The following is an 11,582-nucleotide window of genomic DNA, read 5'->3' on the forward strand; positions in this document are numbered from 1 at the left end:
TGTAAATAAGGCCTTGCGTAGCTTCATCGCGTAGCAGTCGTATTGTTTAGTTTGAATGAGCCATTACAGCTTATCTCTCGGCGATAGTCTTTAGATTGACAAGACCGTCCTCAAAATCTTTGCCGATCATGCTGTCCTGGTTGCAAAAAATTCCCCTGATTTTTCCAACGTAGCTATTAATGCCATGTATGTCCCATACGACTTGAGTCGTATTGTCTTTGCTTTCCAGCGTGAACTCTACAATACTGCGAATTTCCAAGGGTTTAGCCATATCCAGTTCGATAGCGATCTTGGACGATGGCGACGATTCGATGATTTCCATACGTCCGACACCTGCTTTACAGCTGTCGCTTTCCCACTCATACACGGCGCCTTTACCACGCGGCTGACCGCTGAGATTTCGCTTCATTGCCGGATCGAGTTTTTCGTAGGGCGACCAGGCATCCCAATTGTGGAAATCGTTGATCAGTGAAAATATCCTGTCGGGTGACGCCTTGATACTTGTCGTGCGCCAGACACGGAACATATCAGGCCTGGTCGCTGCATAGATCAGCAGGGCGGCGAATAGAACGATGGTTATGGCAACAATTGTCTCGGTCATTTATTATTCCGGTATGGTGATTAAAATCAAGTCGGTTCGGGACTTGCTATTGGATCGGGTTAAGATTCGAGACTGGATATGGCTTTAGACATTTCCTGGTCGAACGGGACCGAGCAATGCTCATGTACGATCTGCCAGATGTCCTGATGGCGCTGGTAACCGGCAGTGCTCCTTATCCACGTTTGCATGACTGGATGATTTTTTTCCATCCCGGTAAAGCGCCAGAACCAGTAGGCGAGCGCCAAGTCGCCGCTCACGAAAATGCCAAGGTCGCGTATTTCTGTCCCGAAGGAGGCTGGGAGGCGGGGCAAGCATGCCTCCCAAGCGCGGCGAAGCTCATGTGTATTTTCGATTTGGAACGGCGGTTTCGTGTCGAAAATAATGGCATCTACTGCATAATGGCCCATGACCTGATCCGCATTCTTCGCGCAAATAGCATTCATTTGATCGTTAATAAGCTGGCGGATCTGGGTTTTGTCGTGCGTTTTGGCGGTTTCGGTTATCATCGGCATCTCTTAATATATATTAATTGTTAGTCTGTGTGTTTTAGTCTTGATTTATTGCACCGGCTTCCATGAAGATGATTTCCCAAATGTGGCCATCCAAATCCTGAAATCCATGCCCATACATAAAGCCATGGTCTTGCGGGTCGTTATAGGTAGCTCCACCTGCGGCGGCAGCCTTACCCACCAATTCATCGACTTTTTCCCGGCTCTCCACGGTCAAGCATACAAGCACTTCCGTGCAGCTTGTCGCATCGCAAATTGCTTTTGGAGTAAAAGTCTTAAACTTGGCTTCGGTTAAGAGCATGATAAAAATATTTTCAGCCACAACCATGCAAGTGGCTGTTTCATCAGTAAATTGGGAATCGAACGTGAAACCGAGATGAGTAAAAAACTCCACAGACTTATTGATATTTTTTACTGGTAGATTTACAAAAATTTTAGCCGCCATGTTTTCTCTTTTTGAAAGTAGAGTGCACGAGCATCAGTGATACAACGTTAATGTCGGCCATAAACGCAGCCTAAGTGTGTTGTCAGGCTCGGCTTTTAGCGGCATAACTGATCATCAGGCTTTGGTAGATAGGAGTATGGCCGCAAAGAAGCTTGCCGAAACCCTGAATGTCGTTGCGCCAGTCGCGTTGCAGTTCGGAACCCACGGCGAACCAATTTAACAGTTGCACGCCTGCGGTCGCCATTCGAAGCCATGCCGCCTCACGGCTGGCTTGGTCAAATGTGCCGGATGCATCGGTGACGACAAAGACCTCGTAACCTGCCTCTAACGCAGATAGCGCTGGGAATGCTACGCAGACTTCGGTCACTATACCGGCGATAATGAGTTGCTTGCGGCCGGTTTCTTTCACGGCCTTGACGAAATCTTCATTGTCCCAGGCGTTGATTTGGCCGGGACGGGGGATAAACGGAACGTGGGGGAACATTTCTTTCAGTTCGGGCATAATGGGGCCGTTCGGTCCCGTCTCGAAACTGGTGGTGAGGATAGTCGGCAGATTGAAGAACTTTGCCATATCGGCCAAGGCCATGATGCTGTTCTTGAATTCGCTGGGCGGATAGTCCTGTACTAACGTAATCAGGCCGCACTGGTGATCCACGAAAAGAACTGCCGCGTCTTCCTTGGAAATACGGCGGTATTGATAAGTACTGCTCATACTGTCACCTCTTTCATGGATTCAATGTGGTTTACATGCCGTGCCTTGGTGTATCGCCTCATTGTGCGTGGTCGTGCGATTATTGGGTTTATGCATTTCAATTTTCCGCGCTGCCGATGAATCTATAGATTAGCGCGCCAAGTACCGCACCAATGACCGGCGCCAGCCAAAATAACCAAAGCTGATCAAGAGCCCAATCGCCAACGAAGACGGCGACACCGGTACTGCGAGCAGGATTTACGGAGGTATTGGTTACGGGAATACTGATTAGGTGAATTAGAGTAAGGCAAAGACCTATAGCTATAGGCGCCATTCCCTGCGGCGCACGTTTGTCGGTCGCACCGAGAATGACGAACAGAAATATCATAGTCATAACCACTTCATCGACTAATGCCGCAGGCAGGGAGTAACCGCCTGGCGAATGGGCGCCATAACCATTGGCGGCAAAGCCCGCTGATACATCGAAGCCTGCCTTGCCGCTGGCAATAAGATAAAGAACGCCTCCCGCAACAACAGCACCCAATACTTGAGCGACGATATAAGGTAGCAATTGGTTTGCCGGGAAACGACCACCCGCCCAAAGTCCTACGGAAACTGCCGGATTTAAATGGCAACCGGAGATGTGCCCGATTGCGTAAGCCATGGTGAGCACCGTTAAACCAAAAGCCAACGCAACCCCGAGCAATCCAATACCGACATGAGGGAACGCCGCTGCCAATACAGCACTGCCGCACCCGCCAAGAACCAGCCAAAATGTCCCCAGAAATTCCGCAAGGTATATTTTCATGTAGGTTATCTTCCTTTACGCTTTTGACTATGATGCTTAACAAGCGATCGTGATCATTTAGTTTCTGTGTGCTTTTTATTAAAATATCAATATCTGGGTTGGATACACAATTCGTATGAACACCTATACACGCTAGCGTATATCAACAGTGACTGTGGAATGCCAGAGAGTTCTTCGTATGGCAATTGTTTTTTAAGCAAGCTTTTTCATTTCATTCCGCAGCCATCGCTCAAGGACTTTGAGTACATAAGCTTCTTCATCCGTAGTAAGCGCCCGGCCTTTTGCTATTCGATGCCATTTTTCCAGACAGCCGCGGCAGCAACAGGCTGTTGCATGTTGCGCTACAAAAACAGGATGGCCTCTAAAAGGGGTTTGTTTACCGTCATTTTTCAGTACTGCCGGTGCCAGGCGCTTTGCGATAAAGTCTTCGGCATGGACGATAACCGTCGGCAATCCTTTAGTATGCAAATAAACAATATCTTTGCCTTGGAGGTGGAATTTACGGCGGAAAGCCGACTTTGAGAGTGTCTCAAAGAGTTCGTCTAAATCTCTCATCAGGATATTTATAGTTACCGTAAAAATTGCAAAATTGTAAAATTGTAAAGGGGATACGCTAAGCTTAATCTATCTTACGTCCAAAAATATTTTCATTTTTCGGGCGACGGAAACCTTTTCATGATCGCTGGATACTGTTTCAGTATCGGCAGATGTTTTAATATGAATCAAGTTCTGAATCCTGATTGAGTGCGTATGAATACTCACGAACAAAGACATCGCAGCATGCATCTGAATGATCGGGCATTGTTCAGCGGCGAACAATTGCTTCGTTTACAGGATGCGGTTTATGAATTCTGCTGGTTGCTTAATCGCGGTTATGCACGGCATTCGGTTACTCAATTGGTAGGGGACCATCATCAGCTTGTCAAGCGTCAACGTTTGGCTATTTCCAGGGCGGCCTGTTCGAATATCAGCCGCGAATTAAGACAGGCAACCTGCCTGCGGATTGAGCAAATCAAAGACCGGCCATTGGTTATTGACGGGTTTAATCTGATTATTTCCGTTGAAACGGCTATGGCCGGAGGATTATTACTGCGCTGTTGCGATGGTTGTATACGGGATATCGCCAGTATTCACGGCACATACCGGCAGGTGCATGAAACCCGGCAATCGATTGAGCTTATTGGTCATGTGCTGCAAGCTTTTTCTCCTGCAAATGTGCTGTGGTTGTTCGATCAACCGGTCTCCAATAGCGGACGGCTTGCCGGGATGGTACGGGATATTGCCAATACTTATTGCTGGAACTGGCAGGCGGAGCTGACCGATAACCCCGACCAAGTCATTCGGAGCAGTTGTAATGTCGCTATCAGCTCAGATTCAGCGATATTGGACGGAGGCGTACAATGGGTAAACCTGAGTGCTTACCTGATAACACACCATTTTCATGAGCCTTGGTTGATTGATTTTTCAGGCGCGTTGAATAAGCCTGAATAAGACCTGCAACTTAAACGATACGCTTATGCCGACAGGTTGATTCTTGTTCCAAGATGGTCTTTATTGCCGTTTTGGGTATCCTGGATTTTCTTCAACAATTCGACTTGCGCCTGAGCGGCCATTGCAGTCGCACTGGCCGCAACTTGCATATCCGGGCCGGAGGGCTCAGCGGGAGCCAGTGCGGCTCTCCTGATGGTATCGGCTTTTCGTAATGTTGCAGCCGGGTCGCCGGGAACCGGGGAAGTATCTATATTAACTTCGCCGCCAATTGCGTACTGAATGCCATCGGGGCCTTGCTGGTATTCAAAACTGGGGCCGCCCGAGGCAATGCCGCCGGCCGCTGCCATATGCGCGGCCTCATGCGTCCTGACTTCAGAGTCTCTATGTTTAAGTTCGTTGAGGACTTTCAGGTCGGATTCGGAGAGCTCGACGGTTTTTTTATTGCTTGTTGAAGCGGAATTATCTGTTTTTAATGCGGGGTCTTGTTGAACATCCTGATCGGGGTTGGCTGTCGAAGAGGCGACCGCTTGCCGCTGGGAATAATCAGTTTGCCAAGTAGTGGATCTATTACCGGATACCGAAGAAATCATGATGCACCTTCACATCAGATGAACAGTTTGAAGTTTAATAAACAATCGGTTAATAGTCTATGGATAAAGTTAAAATGCACATGAATTGTCATTGCTTATTCCAGCCGGCGTTCGATCACTCAATCTCTTTATCACATAACTTTTGACATTGCAAAGCAAGCTTTGAACTCCGGTATCTTGGTTATTTGAACTGCCAAAGCTTGCTTTGGCAGTTCAAAGTTGGCTTTTCGGATAGGGCTGAGTCATTATGACAATTAACGTATAATATTCTAATTTATCCGGCTGTTTTTGATGTCCAACCCCGATCTTTTCAAGCAACTCACCCATCAGTTACCCCATTGTCTTAACCAGGACAGGCACGTTTTAAAACGACAGTTAGACCGCTGCCGCAGCAAGAAATCCGTGGAAGAATTAAACGCGCTGGCGAGCCGCATTGAAAGATCGGTTGCGGCCAGGAACAAGCGCTTAGCCAGTATTCCTGTGCTGACATTCCCCGATTTGCCGGTTACCGGCAAAAAAGACGATATCGCCAAGCTGATACAGGATAATCAGGTAGTGATTGTTTGCGGCGAAACCGGCTCCGGTAAGACCACTCAGCTGCCCAAGATTTGCCTGTCGATAGGCCGGGGCGCGGCAGGATTTATCGGCCATACCCAGCCCAGGCGAATTGCCGCGCGCACCGTCGCCGACCGCATTGCGGAAGAACTCGGCGAACCAATGGGCAAGTCGGTCGGTTACAAAATCCGCTTTAACGATAAAACCCACGCCGAATCGCTGGTTAAATTGATGACCGACGGTATTTTGCTGGCCGAGTCGCAAAACGATCCTTACTTGAATCAATACGACACCATCATTATCGATGAGGCGCATGAGCGCAGCTTGAACATCGATTTTCTGATCGGTTACATGAAATGGCTGCTGCCGAAACGGTCCGATTTAAAGCTGATCATCACCTCGGCAACCATCGATACGCAACGCTTTTCCACGCACTTTAACAACGCGCCGATTATCGAAGTGTCGGGGCGTACTTATCCGGTGGACGTGCGATACCGTCCGATCGAGCAAAAAGACGATGAAGAAGCCGATGACCAATCCGCCTGGAGCGGATTGGCACGCAACGCGCCCGAAGGGGCAAGGGCAGGGACAGCCCTTGATGAGACCACCGACGATTTGCAAAACGCGATACTCGACGCGGTTGACGAGCTGTACCGGGATTTGCGCGGCGACATTTTGATTTTTTTGAGCGGCGAGCGGGAAATCAGGGAAACTGCCGATTCATTAAAAAAACACCACCCGACCCAATATGAAATTCTGCCGCTGTATTCAAAACTCAGCGTCAGCGAGCAGGAACGGGTGTTCAAACCCAAAGGCGGCAAGTTGCGCATCGTACTGGCGACCAACGTCGCGGAAACTTCATTGACGGTGCCGGGCATCCGTTGCGTGATCGACACCGGCCACGCGCGGATCAGCCGTTACAGCCATCGCAGCAAAATCCAGCGTCTGCCGATTGAACGCATCTCGCAATCTTCCGCCAACCAAAGGGCAGGGCGCTGCGGCCGTGTCGCCGAAGGTATTTGCATCCGGTTGTATTCGCACAATGATTATCTGGCCCGGCCGGAGTTTACCGAGCCGGAAATCATGCGCACCAATTTGTCTGCGGTTATTTTGCAGATGATCTCGTTGAATCTCGGCGACATTGAAGACTTCCCGTTTATCGAGCCGCCCGAAGACAAGATGATCCGTGACGGCAAAACCGTGCTGCATGAAGTCAATGCTCTGGATAAATCGGGAAAGCTGACCGAAGTCGGCAAGCAACTGGCTAAATTCCCGACTGATCCCAAGCTTGCCAGGATGCTGGTCGCTGCCGCGCATGAGCATTGCCTGACCGAAGTTGCGATTATCGTTTCCGCGTTAAGCGTACAAGACCCGCGCGAAAAACCGGCCGATAAAATGCAGCAGGCCGACGCCAAACACGCGGCGTTTCGTCATCCCGAGTCCGATTTTTTAACCATTTTAAATATCTGGAATACTTACGAGGACAAGAAAAAACACCTGTCCAACAGCAAGCTGCGCAAATATTGCACCGACAATTTCCTGTCGTATATGCGGATGCGCGAATGGTTCGATATCCACGCGCAAATCATGCAGGTGGTTAAGGGCGATTTAAAAATGCACCCGAACACCGATGATCCGGGTTATGAAAAAATCCATCGCGCGTTATTGCCGGGCTTGCTATCGAATATCGGCTTTCGCCATGAGCAATACGAATACCTCGGCGCGCGCGGCCTGAAGTTTTTCATCTTTCCCGGTTCCGGCCTGCATAAGCTCAAACCCAAGTGGATCATGGCGGCCGAGCAGGTTGAAACCAGCAAGGTTTATGCGCGCAATGTCGCCCGGATCGAGCCGGAATGGATAGAACAATGCGCCGAGCATCTGGTCAAACACAACTATTACGACCCGCATTGGGAAAAGAAAGGTGCGCGCTGTATGGTGTCTTCGCGCACCCTGTTGCACGGCTTGACGCTGCAAGCCGGGCGCAAAATCCCCTATGACCATGTCGATGCCAAGGCCGCCAGGGAGATTTTTATCCGCTCGGCGCTGGTCGATCATGATTACCACAGCAACGCGCGGTTTTATGTCGCCAACCAGAAACTGCTCGAAGAAGTGGGCATGATCCAGCATAAAGGCCGCCGGGTCGATCTGGTCGAGGATGAGCAGTGGCTTTATGAATTTTACGACAGCAAACTGCCGCCCGAAGTAGTCAGCGGCGTGACTTTAGATACTTGGCGTAAAACGGCGGAACGTGACAATCCGAAAATCCTGTTTTTAACCAAGGAGGATTTAACGCGGGAGCAGGAAGAAGATTTTGTCAACGAATGGGATTTCCCTGACAGCAAGAAGATCGGCAACCTGACCATCCCGCTGCAATACCGCTTCGAGCCGGGCCATGATGAAGACGGCGTAACTGCGATCATCCCGGTGCATCAATTGAATCAAGTCTCGCAAACGGCTTTCGATTGGCTGGTGCCGGGCTTGCTCGAAGAAAAATGTATCGCGCTGATTAAAGCCTTGCCCAAGAACATCAGGAAGCACTTTGTACCAGTGCCTGAAACCGTCAAGCAGTGTCTTGAAATCGAGCCGGATTTTAAAGGCTCGTTGCAGGAATGGCTGGGCAATCGCTTAAGAAAACTGACCGGCGAGGCGATTCCGCTCAATGCCTGGAATACTGAAACCTTGACCGATCACTTGAGGATGAATTTTCGGGTCATAGACGATCAAGGCCAACTGCTTGATTACGGGCGCGACCTGAAAAAATTGCAGCTCAAGCATACCGCCAAAGCCGGAGACAGCTTCGACCAGATTGCCTCCGACGAACTCAATTACACCGGCTGCATCGGCTGGGCGTTCGACGACCTGCCGGAGACTTACCAGTTTATCCAGAAAGGCCAAGCCTTTGTCGGATTCCCCGCGATTATCGACGAAGGCGATGCGGTCGGCGTGCGCATTTTCGATACCGAGCAGAAAGCCGCGCTCCAGCATCAAGCCGGATTAATGCGCCTGTTCCAATTGCAACTGCGCAAGGAATGCACCTATGTGAGCAAAAACATGCCGAAGTCGGCGGCCGCGGAATTGACCTATAACCGCTTGCCAAAACATCCTATTGTCGGCAGCGACGCTGAGGTTTCGTATAAAGACGACATACTTTATGTAGCCCTATACGGCGTATTTATTGAAGGCCGGACCATCCGTACCCAGCAGGCTTTTGAACAAGCTTTGCAGCAGAACAAATCCGGGCTGATCAGCGCCGCCAATGAAGCCGGTAAAATCGCGCTGGAAATCATGGAGCTGTATGGCGCTATCAAAACACAGCTGAACCGTTTGAATGCGAATGATCCGTTGGCTAAGGACATTAACGAACAGCTGGATTTGATGATTTATGCCGGGTTCATTCGCAACACGCCGTACCAGCAGCTTAAAGCGATACCTCGTTATTTGAAGGCCGTGCAATACCGGCTGGATAAACGGGATAACATTCTGCAAAAAGTCCAGGAAGCCAATCGTTATACGACGCGGTTTTGGCAGGACGTGCAAAAGCAAGCCAAAAAAGACAAGGTTATCCCGGAGCATGATCCCTATCGCTGGATGCTGGAGGAATTCAGGGTATCGCTGTTTGCGCAGCAGCTTAAAACGGCTTATCCGGTTTCGGTAAAGCGGATGGATAAGGCTTGGGATGAGAGAGGGTAGAGCTTGTGTTGCACGCATCCAATCGGCATTGTGCATAACCGGAGTGGGATTATAATGCGGTAACGTTTGTAATTATTCATCCTCCAGTGATGATAATCCAATAAAGATAAAGGTGACAAAATGACAATTTTATGCGACCCGGAATTATTAAATGAAGCCCAGCGTTTAGGTCTTCATCAGACTAAGAAAGAAACTTTAAATAGCGCTTTGCAAGCTTATATTGAAAAATGTAAACGCAAGGCGGTACTTGAAGCATTCGGCAGTTTTGATTTTGATGAAACTTACGATTATAAAAAAGCACGTGAGAAGCGCTGATGATTTTTGTCGATACCTCTGTTTGGTCACTGGCTTTTCGGCGTTCAAATTCCGCAATACAGATAAAAGAGGTTCTGCAATTACACGAGTTAATCTCACAAGATGCGCCGTTGGCGGTAACAGGAATAGTGATGCAGGAGTTGTTGTCAGGTTTGCGCGAGGAGGCGCAGTTTAAACGCTTGCAAGGGTTGTTGGCTGCTTTTCCTCTGGTTCTTGCAAGTCAAGCGCATCATGTTTTAGCCGCCCAGATTGTCAATCGTTGCAGGCAGGGCGGCATTGCAACAAGTGCAACCGATTGCCTTATTGCCGCGATTTGTATTGCCAATAATTCACCGTTATTAACGGCAGATAAGGATTTTGAGCAGATGGCGGGATTTTGTGATTTGAGGTTGTATCAGGGTTAATGGGCAGGATATAGTTTTTTTATTTTCTCTATCCAAGTAAATGCGCAATGCAAGACCTGAAACCTTTTTTTTCGTATATGTTTGCATGACTAAAGATGATTATACGACAACCGGAATATTCTCCCTTAATATGAACCTAAATCCTAAAAAAAAGCAGCATTATGTACCTCGTGGATATTTAAAAAACTGGATGGCAAAAAGAGAAGCCAAAGAAGGTAAAAAGAGCGAAGGTGTCTGGGTTTGGAGTATAAATGGCACTAGAAAGAATCGATTCTGCACTGACTTGATGGATATATCACAAGAAAGATATTTCAATAAGCTCTGCATTGACCAAGACATTTACGACATGCTCGTTTACAAATATCAAGGTGCTAATGAATTAGTTATAGGCATTATTAATGAACTGAAACTATTGCTTGCGGTTGATTTATATAAGAAAGAGCTAGGTCAAAATCATGCAAAATTAGATGTTGTAAATAAAAACCTCTTAGAAGACAAATATGAAAAATTAGAAACCGCTTTCCTGAAAACAATAAATAAGATAAATGAATGTCCGAAAGATTATATCAAGGATCTTATTAATGGAAATTTTGACTTAAGGGACTTAGTTGGCTTTTATGCAGTACAGCTTTTTAGAAGCAAAAAGATGAGAAAATCTATAGGCACAAGTATTAAAAGCTTCACTATTTCTCGTGATGGCACAGAAAAACGATTGTCTGAGGAGCAAAAAGATAACTTAATTAAAGCAATTCTATTTATTGAATCTATCCGTTTCGCTAATGATTTATCCAACACTAGCTTTTCAGTAGAACTACTATTAAGTAATTCACAAGATAGTTTTATCACTTCTAACTCTCCAGCCGTATCGCTAGGAAATAGAAAAAAACATTTGTCTAATGTTTCTGAAATCCATGGATTTATCCCATTGTCTCCAAAAGTTGGCATGGTGATTAGAGGTTATAAACCACTCAATAAAAACTTTATGATTAGGTATATTGATAGCCAAATGATCAGAGAATACAACAAAATAACAGTTAATTGGGCGGACGATGAGATATATACATCTCAATCGAAATGGTGTTTGTAATCCCGTTCCTAACGTTGTGTTGGTTCCCAAGCTCCAGAGGCTGTGAAAGTATTATCAAAATCACTAAAAAACAGCAGAAAATGCTCTGTAAGTTATTGATTGTTTGCGCTGGTTCCCAAGCTCCAGCTTGGGAACCCAGTCGTGGAAGCTCCAGCTTCCCGTCCACCATCACCAAAAAAGGGGTAATCATGCCTAGAAGCCGCTACCGCGTTCAATGTAACCCTTGTCCACACTTCCTAACCGCAACGGTAAACCGCTGGTTACCGCTATTTACCCGCCCGGAAACCGTCAATATTGTGCTGGACTCTTGGCGCTTCTTGCAGCAGAACTCGGGTTTCCAGCGTAAGCGCACGCCCCAACCACATAGTCAGAACTGTTTTTCTCTGAATCAATCTC

Annotated in this window: 12 protein-coding genes; 5 read left to right on the forward strand and 7 right to left on the reverse strand. The window is 47.7% G+C overall.

Annotated features, from left to right (window positions below; all coding sequences use genetic code 11):
• Window positions 1–70: 70 nt before the first annotated feature.
• The 6 genes from V7051_RS20535 to V7051_RS20560 all read right to left on the reverse strand — a co-directional run bounded on the left by V7051_RS20535 (window position 71) and on the right by V7051_RS20560 (window position 3,609).
• Window positions 71–601, reverse strand: a complete 531-nt coding sequence (locus tag V7051_RS20535; RefSeq protein WP_333878198.1) for an SRPBCC family protein — start codon at window positions 599–601, stop codon at window positions 71–73.
• Window positions 602–660: 59 nt separating this feature from the next.
• Window positions 661–1,107, reverse strand: a complete 447-nt coding sequence (locus tag V7051_RS20540; RefSeq protein ID WP_333878199.1) for a YybH family protein — start codon at window positions 1,105–1,107, stop codon at window positions 661–663.
• A gap of 40 nt (window positions 1,108–1,147) precedes the next feature.
• Entirely contained in the window at window positions 1,148–1,555 is a 408-nt protein-coding gene (locus V7051_RS20545; RefSeq protein WP_333878200.1) for a VOC family protein, read from the reverse strand.
• A gap of 82 nt (window positions 1,556–1,637) precedes the next feature.
• The gene (gene ycaC, locus V7051_RS20550) at window positions 1,638–2,267 is read right to left on the reverse strand and encodes an isochorismate family cysteine hydrolase YcaC (RefSeq protein WP_333878202.1); all 630 of its coding nucleotides are present in this window, start codon (window positions 2,265–2,267) and stop codon (window positions 1,638–1,640) included.
• 97 nt (window positions 2,268–2,364) lie between these two features.
• Window positions 2,365–3,054 carry an aquaporin Z gene (gene aqpZ / locus V7051_RS20555; RefSeq protein WP_333878204.1) on the reverse strand — a complete coding sequence of 230 codons (690 nt, stop codon included), beginning with the start codon at window positions 3,052–3,054 and terminating at the stop codon, window positions 2,365–2,367.
• 192 nt (window positions 3,055–3,246) lie between these two features.
• Entirely contained in the window at window positions 3,247–3,609 is a 363-nt protein-coding gene (locus V7051_RS20560) for a DUF4186 domain-containing protein (RefSeq protein WP_333878206.1), read from the reverse strand.
• 195 nt (window positions 3,610–3,804) lie between these two features.
• On the opposite strand from V7051_RS20560, the gene V7051_RS20565 reads away from it, so the two are divergent.
• Window positions 3,805–4,545 carry a DUF434 domain-containing protein gene (locus V7051_RS20565; RefSeq protein WP_333878208.1) on the forward strand — a complete coding sequence of 247 codons (741 nt, stop codon included), beginning with the start codon at window positions 3,805–3,807 and terminating at the stop codon, window positions 4,543–4,545.
• 23 nt (window positions 4,546–4,568) lie between these two features.
• On the opposite strand, the gene V7051_RS20570 is transcribed toward V7051_RS20565, so the two are convergent.
• The gene (locus V7051_RS20570) at window positions 4,569–5,135 is read right to left on the reverse strand and encodes a putative metalloprotease CJM1_0395 family protein (RefSeq protein WP_333878209.1); all 567 of its coding nucleotides are present in this window, start codon (window positions 5,133–5,135) and stop codon (window positions 4,569–4,571) included.
• Between the two features lie 291 nt (window positions 5,136–5,426).
• Between V7051_RS20570 and hrpA the strand changes: the two genes are divergently transcribed.
• The 4 genes from hrpA to V7051_RS20590 all read left to right on the forward strand — a co-directional run bounded on the left by hrpA (window position 5,427) and on the right by V7051_RS20590 (window position 11,186).
• Window positions 5,427–9,380 carry an ATP-dependent RNA helicase HrpA gene (hrpA, locus tag V7051_RS20575; protein WP_333878210.1) on the forward strand — a complete coding sequence of 1,318 codons (3,954 nt, stop codon included), beginning with the start codon at window positions 5,427–5,429 and terminating at the stop codon, window positions 9,378–9,380.
• Between the two features lie 120 nt (window positions 9,381–9,500).
• Window positions 9,501–9,695: a type II toxin-antitoxin system VapB family antitoxin gene (locus V7051_RS20580; RefSeq protein ID WP_333878211.1), complete on the forward strand. Its 195-nt coding sequence runs from the start codon at window positions 9,501–9,503 to the stop codon at window positions 9,693–9,695.
• Entirely contained in the window at window positions 9,695–10,099 is a 405-nt protein-coding gene (vapC, locus tag V7051_RS20585; protein ID WP_333878213.1) for a type II toxin-antitoxin system VapC family toxin, read from the forward strand. The genes V7051_RS20580 and vapC overlap by 1 nt, the downstream gene beginning before the upstream one ends.
• An 85-nt stretch (window positions 10,100–10,184) precedes the next feature.
• Window positions 10,185–11,186, forward strand: a complete 1,002-nt coding sequence (locus tag V7051_RS20590) for a DUF4238 domain-containing protein (RefSeq protein ID WP_333878215.1) — start codon at window positions 10,185–10,187, stop codon at window positions 11,184–11,186.
• Window positions 11,187–11,582: the final 396 nt, after the last annotated feature.

It is taken from the genome of Methylobacter sp. (assembly GCF_036845245.1).
Classification (GTDB): Bacteria; Pseudomonadota; Gammaproteobacteria; order Methylococcales; family Methylomonadaceae; genus Methylobacter_A.

What these genes read in the sequence shown, in the direction of transcription:
- V7051_RS20570 (WP_333878209.1), bottom strand. Translation starts at nt 5,135, where the DNA reads ATGATTTCTTCGGTATCCGGTAATAGATCCACTACTTGGCAAACTGAT.
- V7051_RS20545 (WP_333878200.1), bottom strand. Translation starts at nt 1,555, where the DNA reads ATGGCGGCTAAAATTTTTGTAAATCTACCAGTAAAAAATATCAATAAG.
- V7051_RS20535 (WP_333878198.1), bottom strand. Translation starts at nt 601, where the DNA reads ATGACCGAGACAATTGTTGCCATAACCATCGTTCTATTCGCCGCCCTG.
- V7051_RS20540 (WP_333878199.1), bottom strand. Translation starts at nt 1,107, where the DNA reads ATGATAACCGAAACCGCCAAAACGCACGACAAAACCCAGATCCGCCAG.
- V7051_RS20560 (WP_333878206.1), bottom strand. Translation starts at nt 3,609, where the DNA reads ATGAGAGATTTAGACGAACTCTTTGAGACACTCTCAAAGTCGGCTTTC.
- ycaC (WP_333878202.1), bottom strand. Translation starts at nt 2,267, where the DNA reads ATGAGCAGTACTTATCAATACCGCCGTATTTCCAAGGAAGACGCGGCA.
- hrpA (WP_333878210.1), top strand. Translation starts at nt 5,427, where the DNA reads ATGTCCAACCCCGATCTTTTCAAGCAACTCACCCATCAGTTACCCCAT.
- V7051_RS20580 (WP_333878211.1), top strand. Translation starts at nt 9,501, where the DNA reads ATGACAATTTTATGCGACCCGGAATTATTAAATGAAGCCCAGCGTTTA.
- aqpZ (WP_333878204.1), bottom strand. Translation starts at nt 3,054, where the DNA reads ATGAAAATATACCTTGCGGAATTTCTGGGGACATTTTGGCTGGTTCTT.
- vapC (WP_333878213.1), top strand. Translation starts at nt 9,695, where the DNA reads ATGATTTTTGTCGATACCTCTGTTTGGTCACTGGCTTTTCGGCGTTCA.
- V7051_RS20565 (WP_333878208.1), top strand. Translation starts at nt 3,805, where the DNA reads ATGAATACTCACGAACAAAGACATCGCAGCATGCATCTGAATGATCGG.
- V7051_RS20590 (WP_333878215.1), top strand. Translation starts at nt 10,185, where the DNA reads ATGACTAAAGATGATTATACGACAACCGGAATATTCTCCCTTAATATG.